Origin of the sequence: Gaiella sp., assembly GCF_035710885.1 — a bacterium.
In the GTDB taxonomy this organism is placed as follows: Bacteria; Actinomycetota; Thermoleophilia; order Gaiellales; family Gaiellaceae; genus Gaiella.
The window spans coordinates 31,739-54,473 of record NZ_DASTCS010000051.1; the positions used below are offsets into that span (position 1 = coordinate 31,739).

The 22,735-nt window shown below is 70.7% G+C and carries 21 protein-coding genes; 7 read left to right on the top strand and 14 right to left on the bottom strand.

The genetic code is table 11. The annotated features are described in order from the left end of the window. Positions 1–5: 5 nt before the first annotated feature. Positions 6–1,748 (bottom strand): ABC transporter substrate-binding protein, encoded by a 1,743-nt coding sequence (locus VFO26_RS12500; protein ID WP_325115332.1) that lies wholly within the window; start codon positions 1,746–1,748, stop codon positions 6–8. Positions 1,749–1,842: 94 nt separating this feature from the next. Next, positions 1,843–3,744 carry a cellulase family glycosylhydrolase gene (locus VFO26_RS12505; protein ID WP_414653092.1) on the bottom strand — a complete coding sequence of 634 codons (1,902 nt, stop codon included), beginning with the start codon at positions 3,742–3,744 and terminating at the stop codon, positions 1,843–1,845. A gap of 347 nt (positions 3,745–4,091) precedes the next feature. Here VFO26_RS12505 and VFO26_RS12510 point away from each other — a divergent pair, with 347 nt between their 5' ends. Further along, positions 4,092–5,135: a LacI family DNA-binding transcriptional regulator gene (locus tag VFO26_RS12510; RefSeq protein ID WP_325115334.1), complete on the top strand. Its 1,044-nt coding sequence runs from the start codon at positions 4,092–4,094 to the stop codon at positions 5,133–5,135. Between the two features lie 42 nt (positions 5,136–5,177). Here VFO26_RS12510 and VFO26_RS12515 read toward each other — a convergent pair whose 3' ends face one another. The 4 genes from VFO26_RS12515 to VFO26_RS12530 form a co-directional block, all read right to left on the bottom strand. Then, positions 5,178–5,747, bottom strand: coding sequence for a response regulator (locus VFO26_RS12515; RefSeq protein WP_349259081.1), 570 nt, complete (start codon positions 5,745–5,747; stop codon positions 5,178–5,180). A 110-nt stretch (positions 5,748–5,857) separates the two neighbouring features. Then, entirely contained in the window at positions 5,858–6,751 is an 894-nt protein-coding gene (locus VFO26_RS12520; RefSeq protein ID WP_325115387.1) for an MFS transporter, read from the bottom strand. Continuing rightward, positions 6,744–8,147: a GAF domain-containing protein gene (locus tag VFO26_RS12525; protein WP_325115336.1), complete on the bottom strand. Its 1,404-nt coding sequence runs from the start codon at positions 8,145–8,147 to the stop codon at positions 6,744–6,746. Before VFO26_RS12525 ends, VFO26_RS12520 begins: the two co-directional genes overlap by 8 nt. 334 nt (positions 8,148–8,481) lie before the next feature. Beyond that, a complete protein-coding gene (locus VFO26_RS12530; RefSeq protein WP_325115337.1) occupies positions 8,482–8,955 on the bottom strand; it encodes a DUF4149 domain-containing protein in 474 nt (157 codons plus the stop codon). A gap of 62 nt (positions 8,956–9,017) precedes the next feature. On the opposite strand from VFO26_RS12530, the gene VFO26_RS12535 reads away from it, so the two are divergent. Continuing rightward, positions 9,018–9,482 (top strand): DUF2269 family protein, encoded by a 465-nt coding sequence (locus VFO26_RS12535; protein ID WP_325115338.1) that lies wholly within the window; start codon positions 9,018–9,020, stop codon positions 9,480–9,482. 307 nt (positions 9,483–9,789) lie between these two features. Here the strand turns inward: VFO26_RS12535 and VFO26_RS12540 are convergent, their stop codons facing one another. Beyond that, positions 9,790–11,166: a glutamine synthetase family protein gene (locus VFO26_RS12540; protein ID WP_349259082.1), complete on the bottom strand. Its 1,377-nt coding sequence runs from the start codon at positions 11,164–11,166 to the stop codon at positions 9,790–9,792. Between the two features lie 360 nt (positions 11,167–11,526). Here VFO26_RS12540 and VFO26_RS12545 point away from each other — a divergent pair, with 360 nt between their 5' ends. After that, complete coding sequence (locus tag VFO26_RS12545; RefSeq protein WP_325115340.1) at positions 11,527–12,060, top strand: sigma-70 family RNA polymerase sigma factor; 534 nt, start codon at positions 11,527–11,529, stop codon at positions 12,058–12,060. Further along, the gene (locus VFO26_RS12550) at positions 12,057–12,359 is read left to right on the top strand and encodes a helix-turn-helix transcriptional regulator (RefSeq protein ID WP_325115341.1); all 303 of its coding nucleotides are present in this window, start codon (positions 12,057–12,059) and stop codon (positions 12,357–12,359) included. The genes VFO26_RS12545 and VFO26_RS12550 overlap by 4 nt, the downstream gene beginning before the upstream one ends. Here the strand turns inward: VFO26_RS12550 and VFO26_RS12555 are convergent. From VFO26_RS12555 to VFO26_RS12570, 4 genes are read right to left on the bottom strand one after another with little or no spacing between them, the layout of a single operon-like run. Further along, on the bottom strand, positions 12,322–13,212 hold the full coding sequence (locus tag VFO26_RS12555; RefSeq protein ID WP_325115342.1) for a GNAT family N-acetyltransferase: 891 nt from the start codon (positions 13,210–13,212) through the stop codon (positions 12,322–12,324). The genes VFO26_RS12550 and VFO26_RS12555 overlap by 38 nt on opposite strands. After that, positions 13,209–14,195 (bottom strand): GNAT family N-acetyltransferase, encoded by a 987-nt coding sequence (locus tag VFO26_RS12560; protein WP_325115343.1) that lies wholly within the window; start codon positions 14,193–14,195, stop codon positions 13,209–13,211. Before VFO26_RS12560 ends, VFO26_RS12555 begins: the two co-directional genes overlap by 4 nt. 8 nt (positions 14,196–14,203) lie before the next feature. Beyond that, positions 14,204–15,037: an ABC transporter permease gene (locus VFO26_RS12565; RefSeq protein WP_325115344.1), complete on the bottom strand. Its 834-nt coding sequence runs from the start codon at positions 15,035–15,037 to the stop codon at positions 14,204–14,206. Then, complete coding sequence (locus tag VFO26_RS12570; protein WP_325115345.1) at positions 15,034–15,873, bottom strand: ABC transporter ATP-binding protein; 840 nt, start codon at positions 15,871–15,873, stop codon at positions 15,034–15,036. Before VFO26_RS12570 ends, VFO26_RS12565 begins: the two co-directional genes overlap by 4 nt. A gap of 159 nt (positions 15,874–16,032) precedes the next feature. On the opposite strand from VFO26_RS12570, the gene VFO26_RS12575 reads away from it, so the two are divergent. The 3 genes from VFO26_RS12575 (at position 16,033) to VFO26_RS12585 (ending at position 18,780) form a co-directional block, all read left to right on the top strand. Continuing rightward, on the top strand, positions 16,033–16,614 hold the full coding sequence (locus VFO26_RS12575) for a hypothetical protein (protein ID WP_325115346.1): 582 nt from the start codon (positions 16,033–16,035) through the stop codon (positions 16,612–16,614). A 294-nt stretch (positions 16,615–16,908) separates the two neighbouring features. Further along, the gene (locus VFO26_RS12580) at positions 16,909–17,259 is read left to right on the top strand and encodes a P-II family nitrogen regulator (protein WP_325115388.1); all 351 of its coding nucleotides are present in this window, start codon (positions 16,909–16,911) and stop codon (positions 17,257–17,259) included. A 126-nt stretch (positions 17,260–17,385) separates the two neighbouring features. Further along, on the top strand, positions 17,386–18,780 hold the full coding sequence (locus tag VFO26_RS12585; RefSeq protein WP_325115347.1) for an ammonium transporter: 1,395 nt from the start codon (positions 17,386–17,388) through the stop codon (positions 18,778–18,780). A gap of 50 nt (positions 18,781–18,830) precedes the next feature. On the opposite strand, the gene VFO26_RS12590 is transcribed toward VFO26_RS12585, so the two are convergent. From VFO26_RS12590 to groL, 3 genes are all read right to left on the bottom strand, one after another. Beyond that, positions 18,831–19,520: an SIMPL domain-containing protein gene (locus tag VFO26_RS12590; protein WP_325115348.1), complete on the bottom strand. Its 690-nt coding sequence runs from the start codon at positions 19,518–19,520 to the stop codon at positions 18,831–18,833. Positions 19,521–19,598: 78 nt separating this feature from the next. Beyond that, on the bottom strand, positions 19,599–20,843 hold the full coding sequence (gene argH, locus VFO26_RS12595; protein WP_325115349.1) for an argininosuccinate lyase: 1,245 nt from the start codon (positions 20,841–20,843) through the stop codon (positions 19,599–19,601). Positions 20,844–21,097: 254 nt separating this feature from the next. Next, positions 21,098–22,732: a chaperonin GroEL gene (gene groL / locus VFO26_RS12600; RefSeq protein ID WP_325115350.1), complete on the bottom strand. Its 1,635-nt coding sequence runs from the start codon at positions 22,730–22,732 to the stop codon at positions 21,098–21,100. Positions 22,733–22,735: the final 3 nt, after the last annotated feature.

Sequence of the window (22,735 nt, forward strand, 5' to 3'; positions counted from 1 at the left end):
TTCTACTAGGACGCCGCCGGCTTCAAGCGGGTGAGCATCTCGATTCCGGTCATCTGCAGGTAGTTCCGCCACATCGCCGGAAGCACCTGGTTGCCCTGGGACGACGGCCAGCCGTTCCACTGGGACGTGTTCCACTGCGCCCAGACGCCGTTGTACCAGAGCGGGATCGCGGGCAGATCCTGCAGGAAGATCTGCTGGAGCCGCGACAGCGTCGTCTTCATCGCCTTCTGGTTCGACGCCGGCGTCTTGTCGAGCGCCTGCGTGAGCTTCCAGGCCGTCGGGTTGCTGTAGCGCTGGTAGTTGACGGTGGTCTGGTTCTTGAGGATGGGCAGCCGGAAGATGTAGTCGTAGTAGGTCCAGGGCGTGTTCGAGACCTGGCGGTCGTTGGCGATCACCAGGTCGTACCGGCCGTTGCCCCGGTCGTCGACGAGCGTGTTGTAGTCGGGGTACGAGGGCGTGATCTTGATCCCCGCGCCCTTCGCGCTGTCGGCGATGATCTGGATCGCCGTCATCCAGTCGGACCAGCCGTTGGGGACGATGATGCTCAGGTTGATGTCCGAGCCGTCCTTGTTCTCGACGAAGCCGTCACCGTCGGAGTCCCGGTAGCCGGCCGCGCGGAGCATCGTCTTGGCCCTGTTCAGGTTGTAGGAGAACCCGTGCTTCTTGACCACGCTCTGGTTGATGTACTTGTTCCAGATCGGGAGCAGGCCCGTGGGGTTCGCCTTCGTCACGATGTTGCCGTAGTCGGCCGTGACGATCCGGTCGACGTTGATCGAATGGGCGAGGGCCTTGCGGAACGCCTTGTCGTCGAGCGGCTTCCGCGTCGTGTTCGGGAACAGCCAGGCGGTGTTGCCCGGCAGCATGTACGGCTTGCCCTTGTAGTAGGTCTGGATCTTGCTGCCGACCTGCTTGTTGATCCCCGGCACGAAGTTGTTGCTGATGTCGATCTTGCCGGCGAGCAGGTTCGCGAGCGAGGCGGCGTTCGAGCCGTTGAAGATGTCGACGATGTAGCGCGGCTTCACGTCCATGCCCAGCGCTTTCGTGGCCCACCAGCCGTCCCGCTTCTGCCAGGTGAACGTCTGCTGGGAGTTGATCCCGCTGTGGTACGTGTACGGGCCCGTGCCGACGAGCTTCTTCACGTCGTTCACGTTGCCGCTCACGATCGTGTTGTTGTTGTAGCTCTTCCAGATGTGCTGCGGCACGATCGGGATGTTGAACAGGTAGTTGTCGAACTCCTGGTAGTTCGGCCTCGCGCCGAACGAGAACGTCACCTTGTTCCCCGACGCGGTCACGCTCTTGAGCCCGGTGGACCACAGCGTGTGCTGCGGGTGCGCCGGGATCTTGAGCTTGTCGATCGTGAACTTCACGTCCGCGGCCGTGAAGGGCTTGCCGTCGCTCCAGGTGACCCCGGAGCGCATGGTTGCGACGTACGTGTTCTTGCCCGACCACTTCCCGCTCGAGGCCAGCCACGGGATGAACTTGTCCTTGAGCGGGTCGTAACGGAACAGCGTCTCGTAGACGAGCCCGACCGTTCCCGTCACGTACGTCCAGTTCATGAACGGGTTGAGGTTGTTGTACGGCCCCCAGTTGGTGCCGGTGGTGTACAGCGTCTGCGATCGCGGGAGCGCCAGCGCCTTCTCCTGCGCGGCGCCCGCTCCTCCTGCGCCCAGCGATGCAGCGACGGCGAACGCGATCGCGAACACCAGTCCGAGGCCGATCCCTGTTCTCGTCTTGCGGCTTCCGGTCATGCCGGTCCTTCCTCCTGGTCTCAATCTGTCGGATGTCGAGCTGTCGGACATGCGCAGTCCCACCGCGTGGTGGGACGCCGGCAGAGGCGGATTGTCAGAGCTGCGCATCCCTCCCTTCGCTCGAGGCGGCCACTCGGACGCCTCCGGCCCCCGGCGCGGGCTCGGGGGTCGGGGTCGACGTCGGCGTCGAGCGGGCGACCGCGACACCGAACGGTTGGAGCGTGATCGATCCCGAGGGCTCGAGGGCCACCGCGGGGGTGAGCACCGGCACGGCGTGCACCGGGTCGGCGGAGCAGTTGACGAAGAGGACGGTCTGCGTCTCGCGGCCGCGCAGCCGCCCGACGAGGACGCGAGGATCGTGGACCCGCACCGGCCGCGAGACGCCCGCAGCACTCGCCAGCGCCGCATAGAGACGCCAGGTGTCCTCGGGATTGGCGCCCGGTGTCCTCGCCGCCATGTGCTCGAGCGGGTACGTGCAGAGAACCGTCTCGCCCGCGCCGAGCCGATGGCGGAGGATTGCGGGACGACCCTCGCCGTCGACCGCGATCACACGTGCGCCGGCAGGGTCCACGGGCAGGTACGAGCGCGCGCTCGGCTCCCCGGCGACGCGGAAGCGCAGCCGAGTCCCCGCTTCGAGGTCACCGAGCCCCTCGACGAGGTCGAGGACGACCTCGTCGTCCTCGATCGGGTCGACGAGCCCGTAGCGCAGTCGGTGCCTGACGCCGAACAGCTCGTCCAGCCAGGTGATCCACGGCCCGCGCTGGTTCGCGGTCGAGCCGGCGAAGTACGAGAGGTAGACGGTGGCCCCACCGGAGGCGAGCTCGCGGAGGCGGTCGAGCCCGGGTGCGGAGAGGAGCTTCGTGCACGGCGACAGGTACAGCCGGGCCTCACCGGGCAGCCCGTCCTGCTCGCGGACGAGCGCTACGGGCAGATCGGCCTCGCGGGCGGCGACGTACGCCTGCAGGAGGCCGTCGCGGATGTCCCGCCGGTAGGCCTCGGACGTGAAGGGGAGGGCCCGCTCGAAGTGCTCCGGGACGACGATCGCCGCCTCGCCCTTCACCGCCTCCCAGCCGCCGGCGGAGAGCTCCCGGACGAGCCTCGAGAACTCGGCCATCACCTCGAGCTGGGGTTTCGGCCGACCCGTCCGGTCGGTCAGGCCGAAGTGCATCTCGAACGGGTGGTGGCGATACGGATCCTGCCCGCGGAGGTCGTCGTAGTCGCAGTTGTTCCATGCGATCCAGCCGGTGGCACCGGCCAGCAGCGTCGTGTGCAGGACTTGGCGGTAGTAGCCGGCCGCGTGCTCGTCCGACGCGAAGTCCGACGTGACCCCGAACTCCTCGAGGACGACGGGGCGGTCGAAGCCGCCGGCGAGCTCGCACGTGAAGGCGGCGGTCAGCGCCTGGCGCACCTCGTCGTCCTGCATCGGGTACACGTGCGGCCCGACGAAGTCGACGAGCGGGGCGAGCTCGCGCAACGAGTAGCCGTTGTCGACCCCGGAGACCTCGATTCCCCAGGCGCCGTCGCCGAGCGAGACAGGCTGGTCGGCCCCACCGGCGCGGAGCGCCTGCACGACGATGCGCGCCCAGGCGGTGATCTCCGGCGTCGCACCCGGCCCGCCGTACAGAGGCATCTCGTTGGAGACGAGCCAGCCGACGATCGCAGGGTGGCGGCCGAAGCGCCGCGCCAGCTCCGCCCCGAGCCACGCCTGCTGGGAGACGAGCCAGACGTCGCGGTAGAGGTCGCGTCCTCCGCGCCAGGGCGGATCCCAGTTCTCCCCCGACATGTGGCCGACGACGAACGTCGGGATCGTGCCGAGGCCGAGCTCGACGTGCGCGTCGAGGAAGTCCTCGAACCGGGCGAGCACCTCCTCGTCGAGCCGCTCGGGCTCGGGCACGAAGTCCGGCCAGAAGCAGAACGAGCGGGTGACGTCGAGGCCGTGGGCCGCGAGCGTCCCCAGCTCGGAGCGGACGACGGCCCCGTCGTACGACGCCCACATGCGCGGGCCGCCGGCGCGCGACCAGAAGTTCGCACCGAGCCAGGCGGACGAGGGCGCCTCGCCGGTCACGCGGCCTGCCGCTCCCGGCGCGCCCAGGTGCCGGCTCCCGGCGTGCGGGCGAGCCTGCGTCGACTCTCACGTCCTCGGAGCAATCGCTGCCTCGCCTTCACGACGATGGACCGGCTGACACACGAACGACCGTAACGTTCCGGTAACGATTACCACGTTTTCGGACGGCGGTCAACACCGTATATCGCGCCATAGCTGGATACACTCCATTGACGAGACCGCCGATCGGTGCGATATAGTGACGCTTCACCGTAAACGGTTACAGCGGCGGGAGGCACGTGAGCGAGCCGGCACAACGCGAGGCGGTGAACCACGGGCGGGCGACGATCCGCGACGTCGCGCGTCGCGCGGGGGTCTCGGTGGCGACGGTCTCTCGCGTCGTCAACGACCGCCCCGACGTCTCACCGGAGACGCGCGAGGCGGTGCTCGAGGTCGTCAGGGCCCTGAGCTTCTCGACGAATCGGAGCGCCCGGGCGCTTTCGAAGGGCCGCACGGGGCTCGTCGGGCTCACGATCCCGTTCGTCCTCGGCGACTACTACTCGCTGATCCTCTCCGGAGCCACCGAGGCGCTCCACGAGCAGGAGATGCGTGCCGTCCTGTGCCCCACCCGCCACGAGCACGACCGCGAGGCGGCTCTCGTCGAGCGGCTCATGCGCGGGACGACGGACGGGGCGATCATCGTGCTTCCCTCGGAGTCGCCCGGCGAGCTGAGCGATCTGGCGGCGCAGGGCTTCCCGTTCGTCGTCGTCGATGCGCCGATGCCGCTCCCGGAGCGGATCCCCGTCGTCTCGGCGACGCACTGGGCCGGCGCGCGGGCGGCCACCGAGCACCTGCTCCAGCTCGGTCACCGGCGGATCGGCATCGTCACCGGCCGCGAGGGCTGGGTCGCGACCGAGGAGCGCCGAGACGGCTACCAGGCCGCGCTGGCCGCCGCCGGAGTCCTCGCCTCGCCCGAGCTCGTGCGGTCGGGCAACTTCGAGATCCCGGACGGGCACGCGGGGGCGCGGGAGCTCCTCGCGCTCGACGACCCGCCGACCGCGATCTTTGCCTGCAACGACAACATGGCCGTGGGCGTCCTGCGCGCGGCCGCCGAGGCCGGCCTCCGCGTCCCCGGCGATCTCTCGATCGTCGGCTTCGACGACTCCGAGCTCGCGCGCGTGACCACGCCTGCCCTGACGACCGTGCGCCAGCCGCTCGAGGAGATGGGCCGGATGGCAGTCAGCCTGCTGTCGCGGCTGATCGACGGCCAGCGCGTCGAGACGCTCCGCGTCGAGCTCGCCACACGCCTGGTCGTCCGCGGCTCGACCGCGCCGCCGCCGTAGCGCTCACGCCCTCGGCCCCTCGGCCCCGACACCGGTGACCGACTACCGGGCATCCAACGTTGCGATCAGCGCCTCGGCGACCACCCTGAGCGGGCGCCCGGAGATCTGGCTCGCCTTTCGGAGGCGGGCGAAGGCATCCTGCTCGGTCAGCCCCTCCCGCTCCATCAGGAGCCCCTTCGCGCGCTCGATCGCCTTGCGCGCGGCGAGTGCCTCCGCGAGCGAGTCGGCCTCCTCGCGGAGGGCGGTCAGCTCGTCGTGTCGTGCCCGCGCCGTCTGGATAGCAGGCAGCAAGTCGGACTCGCGGAACGGCTTCACGAGGTAGCCGAACACCCCCGCCTCGACGGCCCGCGCGACGAGCTCCCGTTCGCCGTAGGCGGTCACCATCACGATCGGGATCGGTCGCTCGTCGAGGATCCGGCGCGCTGCATCGATCCCGTCCAGCCTCGGCATCTTCACGTCGAGCAGCGCGAGGTCCGGGGCCTCGCTCCGTGCGAGCTCCACCGCCTCCTCGCCGTCGCGGGCCTCCGCGACGACCTCGAAGCCCGACCGCTCGAGCAGCTCGCGCAGGTCGAGCCGGATGATCGTCTCGTCCTCGGCGATGAGGATTCGCATGGGGGTGCTCGACACTGGTGTCTCCTCCGTCTCGGGGCTGGCACGCCGCGCATGGAGCGCGGCCCCCGCCACCGTCGGCGGACCGGTCGGGCTGCATCGCCCGTGCCGGCTCAGGGTACAGCGCCGACCTGTGGCGCGCCGCGCGCCACCGACGTCGCGTGCCGGCGGAGGAGCACAGCGGCCAGCAGACCGGCGATCACGTATGCGATGCCGCCGATCGCCTGGGCCGTCATCGTCCAGCCGAGCTCCTGCGCTCCGCCGTCGAGTGCGTCGACGACGAAGGGGGCGAAGAGCGCACCCATCACGCCTTCCCCGATCGACGTGACGAACAGGAGCCCGATCAGCACTGCCACGACGCCGGTCGCCCTGATCAGCCTCAGCCCGTCCGCAAGCTCCGCGCCGACGTGGCGCTCCTCCACCCGGTCGGCGCGGTGCGAACCACCGATCGCCGCCACCAGCAGGGCCGCGACCACGAAGGAGGCAAGGTCGAAGCCGGCCACCGCCTCGATGCCGAGCGACGCGGCAAAGCCGCCGAGCACCGGTCCGACCAGTCGGGCGAGATTGTTGTTGAGCCGCATTGAGCCCGTTCGCGGTGGGGAGCAGCTCCCCGGGAACGAGTCTCGGCAACAGGGCTGCCTCGGCCGGTGGACGAACTGCACCGCGACCGCCTGGCAGAACGCCACGACGTAGACGATCCAGACGCGGTCGGCGGTCGTGACCAGCGCGAGCGGCGCGACGATCGCGGCCAGCGCGAGATTGCCGACGACAAGTGTCCGGCGTCGGTCCCAACGGTCGACGTAGACGCCGGCGACCGCTCCGACGAGGAGGCTCGCCCCGACGTTCGCCGCGACCACGCCGCCGGTGGCGAGGGTCGACCCGGTCAGCGCGTAGACGTGCAGCGGCAGCGCGATGTGGAGCACCCAATCGCCCGCGAACGAGATCAGCCCCGCGACCCAGAGGAGCGCGAAGCCACGTTCGCGAAACGGCGCGAGGTCGCTACGCAGGGAAGCGCACCTCGGCCCGCAGCCCGTCCCGGCCGACCAGGTCCAGCGTCCCGCGGAGCTCGTCGCGCACGAGCGCCCGCACGATCGACATGCCCGTCCCCTCCCCGGCGCTGCCGAGCCCCGACCCGTCGTCGGCGACGACGAGCACCACGTCGGGCCCGTGGACGCTCAGCGTGATCGAGACCCGCTCGCCTCCGTGCTCGAGGGCGTTCGAGAGGAGCTCGCTGAACACGAGAGCGAGCGCGGTCGCGCGCTGGCCCGCCAGCTCGACGGGCGTCAGCTCGGCCACGACCTGCTTCCCGGCGACGAGCCCCTGGACGAGCATCGCCCGGAGGCGATCGACCAGCTCGGCCAGGTCGACCACGTCCTCGCGGTGCTCGGTCAGCTCCTCGTGGACGGCGGCGATCGCCAGGATGCGGTTGACCGAGTCTCCCAGCGCCTTCTGCGGGTCGACGACGTCCGCGCGCGCCTGGAGGCGCAGCAGTGAGGCGACCGTCTGCAGGTTGTTCTTGACCCGGTGATGGATCTCCTGGGCGAGGACTCCTCGCAGCGCCATGCGCCCGTGCTCGAGGGCCACGGCCGCCTGGTTCGCGATCGCGTCCAGAAGCTGGCGGTCGTCGTCGGAGAACGGGGTGTCACGGTCGACCACCAGCTCCCCGATCTCCCGGCCACGCCAGCGGAGAGGAAGCCGGACGGCGTGCGCGCCGGCGCGGCCCTCGGGCCACGCGATGCGTCCTTCCTCCAGCACCACGGCGGCGCCCGTGGCGTGCAGCGACCCGACCGTCGTCCGGACGATCGCCTCGAGCGACTCCTCGAGGTAGAGCGACTCCGAGACCGCTTCGGAGATCCGCGCGAGCGCCTCCAGCTCGTCCACCCGCCTCCGTGCCTGCGCGTAGAGCTTCGCGTGCTCGATCGACTGGCCGACCTGCGACGCGATCGAGGTCAGGAGCCCGATCTCCGCGTCGGTGAATGCCCGGGGCTCCCGCGTGCGGACGTTGAGCGCCCCCTCGAGCACCTCCCGGGCGAGGATCGGCACGGCGAGGATCGACTCGTACTCGTCCTCGCGCAGGTTCGGGAAGGCCTTGAAGCGCGGGTCGAGGTGCGCACCCGCCGGGATCATGATCGGCGTGCGCTCGGCGGCCGCGACGCCGGTGATCCCGACGCCGCTGCGCATCCGCGGTGCGCTCGTCGCGTCCTCGATGCGCGTCCCGTGGGTCGCCCGGAGGACGAGCTCGTCCGCCCGCTCGTCGTAGAGGTAGACGAAGCACGCGTCCGTCGCGAGCGCCGCTGCGACCTCGTGTGCGATCGCCTCCAGCACCTCCTGGAGGTCGAGCGACGAGTTGACGACCTCGGTCGTGCGGGTCAGGAGCGCGAGGTGGCGGGCGGCCTCGTTCATCCGAGGCTCGCGCGATCCGTGCACAGCGTGTTCGCGGCCGAAGGCCGGCTTGGCCCTCCGGGGGGCCAACATCGGGTGACCGGTGCCGAGCGCATAAGGAAGGCGCTCGTGGGGGAACCATGGGTTCCCCCACACCGGAGCGCGAGGCGGCGGGCAGCCTCGTTCGTGCGCAGGCGAGGTTCGCGTGATCCGTGCGCCGCGCGCTCGCGGCCGGAGGCCGGCTTCGCCGGCCGGGAGGCCAACATCGGATGACCCGTGCCGGGCGCAGAAGGAGCGGGCGCGTGGGGGAGCCATGGGTTCCCCCACGGCACGAGGTGACGGGCCGCCTCGTTCATCAGTCGAGCGTCGTGAGCACGACCGCGCCGAGCGCGGGCACGGCGATGGTCAGCCCGAAGTTGAACCATCCGACGACGATGAGGCGCCGCCTGGTCACCGGCGCCGCCGGGTTGCGCTCGCGGAGCTCGCGCTGCAGGCGCGGGCCGAGCACGTAGTCGTGGAGCAGGCCGCCCACGACGAGCAACGCCACGAGGACGGACTTCACGATCAACGTCCGGTCGAAGTCGGTGTCGAGCGCGGCCCGCGCGAAGCCGCCGTGTCGATCGGTGAGCCAGAGCCCCGAGAGGATCGCGACCGCCATCGCGCTCCATCCGATGGGGCGCCAGCGCCGCCCGAGCGTGCGCATCGCGGTCGCGCGGGCCTCGCCCTCGAGCTGCCGGATCGCCGGGACGCCGACGAAGACCAGCGCCACCGTCCCGCCGACCCACACCGACGCGGAGAGCACGTGGAGGATGCGCAGCACCGTGAGCACGGTCGCTCAGGCTACGGATTTCCACCGGGGCATCCAGAGGCTGCCGGCGGTTACGGTCGGGCATGGCGCGCGACTGGGCGCTCTTCGTCCACCTCCTCGGTGTCCTGCTCTTCGTCGGCGGGAGCGTAGGGGTGACTGCCCTGCGGCTGCTTGCGATCGGCAAAGAGCGGCCGTCGGAGAGCGCGCTCCTCCTCCGCAGCGTCCGCCCGCTGGTGCCGCTCGTCGGGCTCGGGTTGCTGCTGACGGTCGCGGCTGGCGCGTGGCTCGCGCACGAGCTAGGAGTGCCGTACGACTCGGGCTGGCTGCTCTGGACGTACGTGCTCGTGGCATGGCTCGCGGTGGTCGGGGCATTCGCGGGAAGGCTCGACCGGAGGACGCGTGAGCTCGCGGAGCGCGTCGCGAGCGAGGGCGACCGCCCGTCGGAGGCCCTCGCCCGGCGACTGCGCGACCCCCTCGCGCTGACCCTCGACGCCTCGATGCTCGTCGCGACGCTCGCGATCGTCGCACTGATGGTCTGGAAGCCCTGACCGGCGACCCATGAAGCGAGAACGACCACGGGCCCCCACCGGGGACCCGCGATCGGCCGTCAGACACAGACGTCGCCGCTCGCCTTGCGGCTCGGCCTGCAGCCCAGATCATGCGCCATCGGCCGGTCGATGTCCAGTGATCCGGGGGATGCTTCTGTTTACGTCGGCCGCTGTCTCTTCTCGTCATTCGGCCGCCGTGTTCGGTTGGTCGCTGCGCGAACTCGTTGCGGCGGAGGCCGGCCACGGATGAGCCGCGCGGAGCCGAAGGGAGGGGGCTCGCGGGGGAACCACGGGTTCCCCCGCGATCCTAGAGCGCACTCAGATAGCGCTGCTTCTCCCATTCCGACACCTGGATGCGGTACTCGTTCCACTCGCGCCGCTTCAGCTCGACGTAGCGCGGGAAGATGTGCTCTCCGAGCGCACGCTGCATCAGCTCGGAGCCGGCCAGCTCCTCGGCGGCCTCGCCGAGCGAGCCCGGGAGCGCCACGATGCCGCGCTCGTCCCGCTCCGCCTCGGAGAGCCGGTAGAGGTTCGTCGTCATCTCGTCTGGGAGCTGGTAGCCGCGCTCGATCCCCTCGAGGCCCGCGTGCAGCAGCGCCGCGAACGCGAGGTACGGGTTGCAGGCAGGGTCGGGGCAGCGGATCTCGGCCCGCGTCGCCTGCTCGGCGCCCGGCTTGTAGAGCGGGATCCGGATCAGCGCCGAGCGGTTGCGCTGGGACCACGCGACGTAGACCGGCGCCTCGAACCCGGGGACGAGCCGCTTGTACGAGTTGACCCACTGCGCCAGCACGGCGGACATCTCGCGCGCGTGGACGAGCAGGCCCGCGATGAACGACTTCGCCGCCTCGGACAGGTGGTGTGGGTCCTTCGAATCGAAGAACTGGTTGCGCCCGTTCTTGAAGAGCGACATGTGCGTGTGCATCCCCGAGCCGTTCTCGCCGAAGAGCGGCTTCGGCATGAACGTCGCGTAGTAGCCGTGCCAGGCCGCGACCTCCTTCACGATCATCCGGTAGGTGATCGTGTGGTCGGCCATCGCGAGCGCGTCCGCGTAGCGCATGTCGATCTCGTGCTGCGACGGCGCCACCTCGTGGTGGTGGTACTCGATCGGGATCCCGACCGACTCGAGCGCGTGGATCGTGTCGTTGCGAACCTCGGTCGCCGCGTCCTGCGCCGTCATCGCGAAGTAGCCGCCCTCGTCGAGCGTCTTCGTGTCGTTGTCGTCCTCGAAGAGGAAGTACTCGAGCTCCGGGCCGACGTTGAACGCGTCGAAGCCGAGCCCTTGCATCCGGTCGAGCGCGGCGCGTAGCACGAAGCGAGGGTCGCCTTCGTACGGAGTGCCGTCGGGCTTGACAACGTCGCAGATCAGGCGCGCGACCTTCGCCCCGATCTCGTGTCCGTGCTCGTCGATCGGCCTGGGCATCACCTGGAAGGTGGCGGGATCGGGAATCGCAACCATGTCCGACTCCTCGATCGCGTTGAAGCCCGTGATGGACGAGCCGTCGAAGCCCATCCCGTCGTCGAGCGCCCCCTCCATCTCGAACGGCGTCACGGCGAACGACTTCAGGTGCCCCTCGAGGTCCGTGAACCAGAAGAGGATGTGCTCGATCTCCTCGTCGCGCAGGCGCTTCAGCACCGCCCGGCGCGAGGCGACGCTCGAGGTCGCGCGGTCCTTCGACTTCACCATCGTGGAGCGACTCGACGTCGCGCTCGCTCTCGCTCGTGCCATGGTTCTCCTCCCTGTGAACGCAAAAAGCCCCGGACACGGCTGACCCGCGCCCGAGGCCCCGTTGCCTCGAAGACAGGCGGACAGTACCACCCGGGCCGGAAGCACGTCGCGCCACGGGACGACGACGGCGGGCGGCGGTTCCCGTGTCGTCCCGCCGACAGGAGTGGTAGGGTCTTGGCCTTCCGTTCTGCCGGCACGTCGCCGACGCCACGCATGCCCCCCCATGCAAAGCGCCCGAAACCCCCAGCGGAAGCCCCACGCGGTGCGTGATCGTCCCGCTGCGGCCATCGTCCCCGACCAAGGGGGCCCTGTTCGCGCATGAGAGAGCAGGCGCTCGTCGAGCAGACCCTCTATCTGCCGAGGCGTGAGGCCAGGCGCTGGCGCCACACTCCGCTCGAACAGGAGGACCTCGTCGCCGACGGTTACCTCGCTCTCGCCAAGGCGGCGCGCAAGTACGACCCCTCGTTCGGCGTGCCGTTCCCCGCGTTCGCGACACCGTACGTCCGCGGCGCGATCGTCGACACGGTCCGGACTCGGGCGCGGCGGAACAGGCTCCGCGAGGGGGTCTACGCGGACGTGGTCGGCTTCTCGGACCTGACACCGGGACAGGAGAGGGGCGACCGCGCCTACGAGCCCACCGACCCGGGCCCGGGGCCGGAGGACACCGTCGAGAGCATGGAGAGGCTGCGCGTCCTCGCCACGCTCCCCGAGCGGGAGCGGATCGCCCTCATCCGCACGATCGTCGACGGGGACGCCGCGACGGACGTCGCCGACGACCTCGGCGTGACGCCGAACCGCGTCTATCAGCTCGTCCAGCACGGCTCGGCCCGGCTCCGGAGGCGCGCCGCATGACGTCGCTGCTGGCGGAGATCCTCGAGGGCGAGCCTCTCACCGAGCGTGAGACCGAGATCCTCGAGGGCGTCGCCGAGGGCGAGACCGCCGTCCAGACGGGCCGGCGGCTCTACCTCTCGTCGGAGACGGTCAAGGGCTACCGGAAGCGCGTGATCGCCAAGCTCGGCGCTCGGAACGCGCCGCACGCGGTCGCCGTCGCGATTCGCCGAGGACTGCTCCCGCTGTCGCCTTCGGGGATGCACCGGCCGATCCCGGTGCAGATCAGAGCCCACGCCGGCCGAGCGGAGCGCTCACGCTGACGCTGACGCTCCGGTACGTGTAGCCGAGCCGCTCGTTCAGCGCGCGCATCCCCTCGTTGCCGCGCTGCGTCCACGTGACGATCTCGCGGATCCCGTGCTCGGCCGCCCACGCGAGCTCGGCCCGCTTGAGCACCTCGGCGAGACCACGGCGACGCCAGCCGCGTCGGACGACGGTGAGCCCGTCCTCCGCCTTCGCGGGATCCGGGAGGCGGCAGAGACCCGAGTAGCCGACCACCGCGTCGTCGCGCAGAGCCGCGAACGAGCCCCCGGGAAGTGTCGCCTCTTCGGCGAGCCACTCGTCGAGGGAGATCGTCACGTGCGTCGAGGTCGCCATGTCCGCATATCCCTCGACGGCGAGGTCGTACGTCGCGGCGAGCAGCTCGGGCCGCTCCGCGATCGAGACGAGCTCGATGCCGTCGGGCGGACGCGGCCTGGGCTCCTCGCCCACGGTCCTGACCTGCTCGACCTGGCGGTCAACCTCCTCGAACGCGAAGCGAGAGGCGAACGCGAGCGAGCCGGCGTCGTTCCCGTCGACGTGCGACGACGCGGTCTCGAACCCACAGGCCGCGAGATGTCCGGCGAGCTCGCGCAGGAGGGCCGTGCCGACGCCCTGCCGCCGAGCCTCGGGCAGCACCCGGGGAGAGAGAAACCCACGCCCCGGCGAGTCGGAAGGCCCAGCGAACCCGCAGCCGACGACCGCCCCACCCGCAACGGCGAGAATGTAGAGCCGCCGCGGGTCGCGCGCACGCCGTTCACGTTGCTGCTCGACGGTGGTCGGCTCGTCGGGTGTGACTGCGTTCCAGGTCTCGACATACGTGTCGAGATCGCCGTCCGCGGGCCGGACGACGATCATCCCGCGTCTCCGCCCCCGGACGGGCGACGCCGCTCCGCGTCGTGACGGATGGTCTCCTCGACCTCCTCGAGAGGCGCCTCGAACCGGATCCATGCGGGAAGCGGCTCGTATCCGAGCTTGTCGTTCACGGCCCGCATGGGTGCGTTCGCGTCCTGGGTCGAGGTCTGGAGCTCGCGGTAGCCGTTGCGCGAGGCCCACGCGATCTGGGCTTGCTTGAGGGCCGTGGCGACGCCGCGGTTCCGGTGGCCGGCGGCGACGAACGTGAGCCCGTGCTCGGCGAGGTGAGGGTCTGCCGCACGGCGCACGAGGCCCGAGAACCCGATCACCCGACCCTCGGCGAGGGCGACGAGCGTGCCGCCCGGCAGCACGTCGGGGCCGGTCGCGTCCTCCTCGACCCAGCGCTCGAACGACGGCATCTCCAGGGGCGCGTGCATCGGCATCTCGGGGAGCGTCTCCGTCGCGAGCGCGTACGTGTCGCGCAGCAGGTCGGTCCGGGTCTGGAGCTCGACGAGCTGCACTCCCTCCGGGACCTCGGCGTCGGGCTCGTCGGGCCCGATGCGGCGCGAGATCTCGAGCTCTCGCAGCACCTCCCGGAGGCCGAACCGCGCGGCGAACGCCTCGCCTGCCTCGTCGCCCTCCTCCACCCCGGCCGCGAGGACGTCGCTCCCGTGCTCTCGGGCCGAGACGACGATGCGCTCGAGGAACGCCCGGCCCAGGCCCCGGCGGCGGTGCTCGGGCAGCACGACGTTGCCCATGTACGTGCGGCCCGGCAGGTCGGAGCGGATGGCGGCGGCGCAGCCGGCAACCGCCCAGTCGATCCGGCCGACGAGGCGCAGGTCGTCGGGCCGCCGTGCGCGGCTCCGCTCCAGCTCGCCCGGGGTGATCGGGTAGCGCGGGACGACGGCGTTCCAGAGGGCCGCGTACGCCTCGTGCCCCGCCCGGTCGCCCGGAGGGAGCTCCGCGATCTCGAGCTCGACGTCCATCGTCGCTCCTACCCGGATCGTTTCAGCTTTCCGTGCCGCTTGGCGTACACCTCGCCCCGGTTGAAGATCCCAAGGCCGAGCGGGATGCTCGCAGCGCCGATCACGAGCAGCGGCCAGATGTCGTGCCACAGCGAGCCGAGCGACGCGCCGTCGAGGATCGAGGCGCGGATCCCGTCGAGCGCATAGGTCGCCGGCGAGATCGTCGAGAGCCACTGCATCCATTCCGGCAGCACGTCGACCGGGTAGTAGACGCCCGAGACCACGAGCAGCATCCCCTGGGCGACGAAGCCGAGCTGCGCGCCCTTCTCGGGCGAGATGAGCGGGAGCACGGCCGTCATCATCCCGATCCCGAAGAACGAGATCGACGCGACGACGAGGATCACGAGCGCGGCCAGGAAGTTTGCATCCTCGAACTGGAGCCCGAAGAACGCGGCGACGACGGCGAACAGGAGGATCGCCCGCACGAGGCCGTAGAGCACCGCGAAGACCCCGGACCCGCCGAGGTGCATCGCCCGCGAGAGCGGGGCCATGAACGTGTACTCGATCGTCCCCTCCCACCGCTCCCACGCGACCGTCTCGGTGAGGAACTCGAAGATGATCCCGAGGTACGCCCAGACGACGGCTCCGATCAGCAGCGTCGCCGTGGCCCGGTCGACGTCGATCCGACCGCCGCTCGCCTCGATCCCCTCCGCGATGAAGACGATGGTGAGCGTGTTCGCCACGGTCCAGACGAAGAACGCGACGTCCCAGTAGATGTAGCGGCGCGTGAGGTAGACGTTGCGCTCGACGACGCCGGCGAGGCCGATCAGCTCGTGCCTGAGGCTGAGGGCGACGGCTCTCATGCGAGCACCTTTCGTTCCTCCGCGTCCAACTCGTCCTCCTCGTCCTCGAAGCCGCGCCCGGTCGCCGCGAAGAACGCGTCCTCGAGCGTCTCCGCGCCGAAGCGCTCCCGGAGCGCCTCGGCGGGCTCGAGCGCGAGCAGCCGGCCGCGATCGAGGATCCCGACTCGCTCGGCGAGCGATTCGGCCTCGCTCAGGTCGTGGGTGCAGAGCAGGATCGTCGAGTCGTGGACCGCCCGCATCTCGCGGATGAAGTCCTGCACCTCGAGCTTCGAGCGGGGGTCGAGGCCTGTCGTCGGCTCGTCCAGCAGGAGGAGGACCGGTGAGGTGAGGAGCGCCCGCGCGAGCGCGACCTTCTGCTGCATGCCGCGCGAGAGGTTCTCCATCGGCTCGGTCCGCCGCTCGGCCGGGAAGCCGACCCGCTCGAGGATCATCGGGATCTGCTCCGTCGTCTCCGACGGCGTCATGCCGTAGAAGCGCGCTGCGTAGTGGAGGTTCTCCGAGGGGGACATCTTCTTGAAGAAGCTCGCCTCCACCGAGACGCGGTTGACGAGGCGCCGGACGGCCTTCCCGTCACGGACGACGTCGTAGCCGAACACGCTCGCGCTGCCGCCGTCGGGCAGCAGCAGCGTCGAGAGCAGCCGGACGAGCGTCGACTTCCCGGAGCCGTTCTGGCCCAGGATCGCGACGCACTCGCCTCGCGCGATCTCGAGGGAGACGTCGTCGAGCGCCGCGACGCGGCGCTTGCCGCGCTTCCTGTCCTTGCGGACGAACTCCTTGCGCAGCTCGCGGGCGTCGACGGCGAGCGCGTCGGGCGGAACGGGCGACAACTCCTTCACGATGATGCTCTCCCTTCGAACGGCGGTATCAGGACGCGCAGAAAAGGGCACCGCACCAGGCGGGCCGCGGCAACGGGTGTCCTAGATACGAGCGAGCAACATCTCGCGCCGAGGGTAACACCGTGGTCTGCGCGGCGCCAGTACGGAGAACCGCACCGTGTGAGGGTTGCCAATCGCCCCCCGGTCGCGCAGGCTGTGGTCGTGCGCGTGATGCTGGTCGCGGTCGTGGCCGCAGTGCTCGCGGCGCCTGCGGCCGCTGCCGACCTCGACCCCGGCGCGCTCGTCTTGCGGCAGGCAGACGTCCCCTCGGGGTTCCGGATCGATGCGGCGGACAGCGGGCTCCGTGCGAACGCAACAGAGCTGATGTCCGAGCCTCGACTGCGCACGCTCTTCGAGCGGTGGGGACGCGTCACCGGCTACCAGGCGGAGTTCGACCGAGGCACGGCGAGTATCAGTTCCCGCGTCGATGTCCTCCGCTCCGCTTCGGGCGCCCGGAAGCTCCTCGCCTTCGTCAGCCGGGAGATCGGGACGTCGGGCATCAAGGGTGTCCGACGTCACGCGACGCGCATCGGCGACGGGGGATGGACGTACCGCGGACGCACAGGTCGTACAGGCTTCACGATCGTCGTCTGGATCGACGGACGGGTCTTCGGCGGCGTTGCCGTCACCGACCTGACGTCGGATCGTGCGCTCAGGTACGCCCGCGTGCAGCAACGCCGGATGGCCGCGGCGCCCCGCTGAGGACTTGCGTACCACCCGCCCCCGTCTCTAAGGTGGGCGCAGGCGGGAACGACGTCGATCCCGCCGCAGGCAATGGAGCCTCATCTCTCCCCGCGGAGAGGTGGGGCCTTTTTCGTTGGACCGACGAGAGGAGCTGGCGATGAGACAGAGGGCCGCAGCGCACGCCGAGACGCCGGCGCGGATGCGCCGGAGCGCCCGTCATTTCCGGCCTGGGGCGAGGATCCCGGCCGTCCGTAAACGGCGCATCGCCCGCGCGGCAGGAAGGCGGGCGCGGGGGGAGGTGGGCTCGCCGTGATGAAGGTCGAGGCGGTGGTCGTCCGCGACCGCGTCGAGACCGTGATGGAGGCGGTCGAGGAGCACACGGGCCACGTCGGCGTGACCGTCGTGGAGGCGGTCGGCCACGGCCGGGAGAAGGGGATCACGCACGAGTACCGCGGCAGGGTCTTCGAGTCCCGCTTTCTTCCCAAGGCGCACCTCACGTTCGTCGTCCGCGACGAGATCGCGGAGGACGTGATCGAGGCGATCGTCGACGCCGCGAAGACGGGCCACGTCAACGGCGACGGGATCTGCTGGATGTCCCAGATCGCCAACGTCACGCACAACCGAACCGGCCAGAAGCTCGAGGAGGTGGAGGTCGGTGGGTGAGCCCGTGGTTCCCCCGCGTGCCCCGTCCTCCCGCATGGCGCACGGAGCTGGGCAACCGAGAGCGAGGCGGCCGGGCCCTCGTGCAAGCACCGGGCCGGCCCTCGAAACCGAAACGGAGGTGAGCGTATGAGCAACGAAGAGCTGGGCCTGGCGGCGAGCACGCTCTGGGTCGTGATAGCGGCCGTCTTCGTCCTTTTCATGCAGGCGGGCTTCGCGTTCCTCGAGGCCGGCCTGACACGGATGAAGAACGTCGGGCACATCGCCGCGAAGAACGCCCTCGTGCTCGGCATCGCCGCGATCACCTACTACCTCGTCGGCTTCGGGATCGCATTCGGCGACGGCGGCACCGGGCTCGTGGGAGGCTCGGGCCTCGTGCCCTCGGTGGACGACCTGCTCGCCGTCGGGACGGAGCCGTTCTCGTGGTTCGGGGCGATCCCGGGCGGGGCCGCGCTCCTGTTCCAGACGGCGTTCGCGGCCGTCTCGCTGGCGATCGTCTGGGGCGCGATGGCGGAACGCGCCCGGCTCTGGGTGTACATCGTGTTCGGCGTTGCCTACACGCTGATCTACTCCGTCGTCTCCCACTGGATCTGGAGCGGCGACGGGTGGCTCTTCGCCAAGGGCATGCAGGACTTCGCCGGCTCCACGGTCGTCCACTACCAGGGGGCGCTCGCGGGGCTGGCAGGCGCGCTGCTGCTCGGGCCGCGCATCGGCAAGTTCGTGGGCGGGAGGCCGCAGGCCATCCCCGGCCACAACATGGCCTATACGACGCTCGGCGTGTTCATCCTCTGGTTCGGCTGGTTCGGCTTCAACCCGGGCTCCACGCTGAGCGTGGACTACGGCGGCGTTGGCTTCTTCGCGTACGTCGCCCTGAACACGAACCTCGCCGCGGCGGCGGGCGTGATCGGCGCGATGGTCACGGCCTGGATCGTGATCCGGAAGCCCGACCTCTCGATGATGCTGAACGGCGCGATCGGCGCGCTCGTCGCGATCACCGCTGCTTGCGCCTTCGTCGCGCCGTGGGCGGCGATCATGATCGGCCTCGTCGCCGGCGCGATCGTGGTGCTCGGCGTGCTCCTGGTCGAGCGGCTCGGGATCGACGACCCCGTCGGCGCGCTGGCCGCGCACGGCATGGCCGGGGTCTGGGGCACGCTGTCGCTCGGGTTCCTGACCGTGCCGCAGCTCGCCGAGTCCCTCGAATGGGGACAGGCCGGGCTTCTCTACGGCGGCGGGCTCCACCAGCTCGGCGTCCAGGCACTCGGCCTCGTCGCGGTCGGCGCGTTCACGTTCAGCGCCTCTTTCCTGATCCTGTGGGCGATGAAGGCCACGGTCGGGATCCGCGCGGAGCCGTCCGTCGAGGCGGCCGGGCTGGACGTGTCCGAGCACGGCATGTGGGGCTACCCCGAGTTCTACATCCCGGTCCCGGGCGGGTACGGGACCGAGCACCATGGCCACCACGTCGTCGCTCCCCCGAGGGAGGCTCCGGCCGCGCCCGCGGCGCCCCCGGCGCCGGCGACCGGCTGACAACGAGAAGGTGGGGATCCGCTTCTGCGGATCCCCACCTTGCGGAGAAGTCAGCGGAGCTCGTAGGTCACGCTGACCGTCGCGGTCGTCTCCTGCGGGCCGGAGACGACGGGCGTCGAGTCCTGGGCCGCGGCCGACCGTGCGTACATGGGCGCCTCGGGGGTCCCAGCTTCCGTGATCCCGGTGACGCGCCCGAGCCCCCGGCCGGCGGCCTTGGCGAGGATCGCCGCCCGGTCCTCGGCGTCGGAGACGGCCCTCTCGAGCGCCTGGCGGTAGAGCGCGTCGGAGTCCGAGCGCGACAGTGACGGCCCGTAGATCGTGTTGGCACCCGCGGCCACGGCGGCGTCGATCAACGCCCCCGCGCCCGCGAGCGTCGTCTCGGCCGAGGCGATGTTCGACGCCACGAAGCCGTTCGGCCGACCGTTGTCGTCGAAAGCGGTCGAGAGCGAGACGGTCTGCGTGGTCACGTCCTTCCCTCCCCGTGCCCGGAGCGCATCGAGCACCTTCTGCATCGCGGCGCCGTTGGCCGAGAGGGCTGCTCTCGCAGTGGCGGCCCTGGTCTCGACGCCCGCCGAGACCTCGGCACGGTCGGGCACGGCCGTGACGCTGCCGGTTCCGCTCACCGTCACCGTGTCCCCCGTGCCGGGCGGGTCGACGGCAGACGCTCCCTCGGGGCGCAATGCCCCTGCCAGCGCGGCCGCGGCGAGCAGCAGTCCCGCGGCGAGTGCGATGCGTTTCATGTGATGTGGCCTCCGGTCGGGTTTGCACGAGATACGCCGCCGGACGCGCGCGGCGTCACAGGCCGGGCAGGGGCTCGCTCAGCGAGCCGCGCCGAAGCGCCTGCGGGCTGCCGTGATCGCGTCGCGGACCCCGCCCGGGCCGGGTGCCCCCCGGGCGGCGACGCTGTCCGCAGCGGTCGCCCCGCTCGAGAACGAGCCGTCGCGAACCGATGCCGCCACCTGCTCGTGCGCATCTCGGAACGGGATTCCGCCGCGCACGAGGTCCTCCGCGACGTCGGTCGCCAGCAGCAGCGGATCGGAGACCGCGACTGCCAGCCGCTCCCTGTTCGCGGCGAGCCCGCTCACGAGCACGGTCATCCCCCGCAGGGACGATCTGACGTCGCGGCGGGCGTCGAACACGGGCGCCTTGTCCTCCTGGAGATCCCGGTCGTATGCGAGGGGCAGCCCCTTGAGGACGGCGAGCAGGCCGGCGAGACGCCCGAGTGCGGTGCCCGCCTTGCCCCGCACGAGCTCCGCGACGTCGGGGTTGAGCTTCTGGGGCATCATGGACGACCCGGTGGAGGCATTCTCGGGCAGCCTGAGGAAGCCGAACTCGGAGGTCGACCAGAGGACGACCTCCTCGCCGATCCGGGAGAGGTGCTGCGCCAGCATCGCCGCCGCGTAGAGGTAGTCGAGCGCGAAGTCACGGTCGGCCACCGCGTCGATCGAGTTCCGCATCTGGCCCACGGGCGGGTCGAGGCCGAGGGTCGAGCCCGCGAGCGCGCCCGCACCGAGCGGGCTCGCGGCGGCCGCGTCGCTCGCGGCTGCGAACCGTGTGCGGTCGCGGTCGAGCATCTCGACCCAGGCGAGCAGGTGGTGCCCGAGCGTCACCGGCTGCCCGCGTTGGAGGTGCGTGTACCCCGGCATCAGCGTGTCGGCCTCCGCCTCGGCGAACGAGAGCGTGACGAGCGCGAGCGCGTCGATCTCCTCACGCGCTTCGGCGCAGGCGTCGCGCACGTACAGGCGGAGCGCCGCCGCGACCTGGTCGTTGCGCGAGCGTCCGGCGTGGATCTTCCGGCCCACGGGCCCGAGCAGCCGCTCGATCGCCGAGTGCACGTCCTCGTCGTCCGCGAGGATCGCGGACGGGTCCTGCGCGATCTCGGCGAGCCGCTCCTCGGCGTCTGCCAGCTCCCCGGCCTCGAGCAGCCCTGCGCCGTGGAGGCGTGCCGCATGCTCCGCCGTCGCCTCGCAGTCGTACGGGAGCAGCTCCGCGTCGTTCGCGCGTAGGAGCTCCCAGACGGCGGGATCGAGGGCGGCGCCGACGCGGCCTGACCAGAGGGGCACGGCCCGATTCTGTCAGGTGGCCGCCCGCCGACGGCACCCGGCGGCCGCTCGGCGCTCGCACGGCGATGCCGCCGGGTAGTGGCACGCTCGGGGACCGCACGAGGGCCGGCTCGCGCCGGCCCTCGTGCGGTGATCCGTGAACTGCGGTCTGCGGGCCGAGCCGGGCCTTGCCCGACGGGAGCCCGAGCCCGTATCTCCCATGCGTTGCGCATGAGGAGGGGGCTCGTGGGGGAACCAGGGGCTCCCCCACGTTGCTACATCATCCCGCCCATGCCGCCCATGTCGGGCATGCCCGCGGCGGCGCCTGCCTTCTCGGGGGCCTCGGCGACGATCGCCTCGGTCGTGAGGATGTTCTTTGCGATCGATGCGGCGTTCTGCAGCGCCGAGCGCGTCACCATCGTCGGATCGATGATCCCGGCCTTGACGAGATCCTCGACCTCGCCGCTGTCGACGTTCAGGCCGTGGCCCTTCTTGGCCGAGCGGACCTGGTTGACGACGACCGAGCCCTCGAGGCCCGCGTTGTAGGCGAGCTGCCGGAGCGGCTCCTCGAGCGAGCGGAGGATGATCGACGAGCCGGTCCTCTCGTCGCCCTCGAGCGTCTCGAAGCCCTTCTTCACCGTGTCCGCAGCGTTCAGGAGCGCCACGCCGCCACCCGCGACGATGCCCTCCTCGAGGGCCGCCCGGGTCGCCTGCAGCGCGTCCTCGACGCGGTGCTTCTTCTCCTTCATCTCGGTCTCGGTCGCAGCACCGACCTTGATCACCGCGACGCCGCCGGACAGCTTCGCGAGGCGCTCCTGGAGCTTCTCGCGGTCGAAGTCCGAGTCGGTCGTCTCGATCTCCGACTTGAGCTGCTTGATGCGGCCCTTGATCGCCTCGGAGTCACCGGCCCCGTCCACGATCGTGGTCGAGTCCTTGTCGATGACGATCTTGCGGGCCCGGCCGAGCTGCGAGAGCTTCGTGTTCTCGAGCTTGAGGCCCATCTCCTCGGTGATCACCTCGCCGCCGGTGAGGATCGCGATGTCCTCGAGCATCCGCTTGCGGCGGTCACCGAAGCCCGGCGCCTTGACGGCGACGGCGGTGAAGACGCCGCGGAGCTTGTTGACGACGACGGTCGCGAGGGCCTCGCCCTCGACGTCCTCGGCGACCACGAGCAGCGGCTTGCCGGCCTGGATGACCTGCTCGAGCACCGGCAGCAGATCCTTGACCGCGCCGACCTTCTGGTTCGCGATCAGGACGTACGGCTCGTCGAGCACGGCCTCCATGCGCTCGGCGTCGGTGATCATGTACGGCGACAGGTAGCCCTTGTCGAACTGCATGCCTTCCGTGAACTCGAGGTCGAGGCCGAAGGTCTGGCCCTCCTCGACGTTCACGACGCCGTCCTTGCCGACCTTCTCGATCGCGTCCGCGATCACGTCGCCGATCTCGCGCTCGCGCGACGAGATGGTGGCGACCCGCGCGATGTCCTCCTTGCCGGACACCTCGACGGACTGCTTCTTCAGGTCCTCGACGACCTTCTCGACGGCCTGCTCGATGCCCCGCTTGAGGCCCATCGGGTTGGCGCCCGCCGCGACGTTCTTGAGGCCCTCGCGGACGATTGCCTGGGCGAGCACCGTCGCGGTCGTCGTGCCGTCACCGGCGACGTCGTTGGTCGCCGTGGCGACCTCCCGGACGAGCTGTGCGCCCTGGTTCTCGAACGGGTCCTCGACCTCGATCTCGCGGGCGATGGTGACGCCGTCGTTCGTGATCGTCGGCGCGCCGAACTTCTTGTCGAGGACGACGTAGCGGCCCTTGGGGCCGAGCGTCACCTTGACCGCGTCGGCGAGGGTGTTGACTCCCCGCTCGAGTGCGCGGCGCGCATCCTCGTTGAACTTGAGCTCCTTGTGAGCCATGCG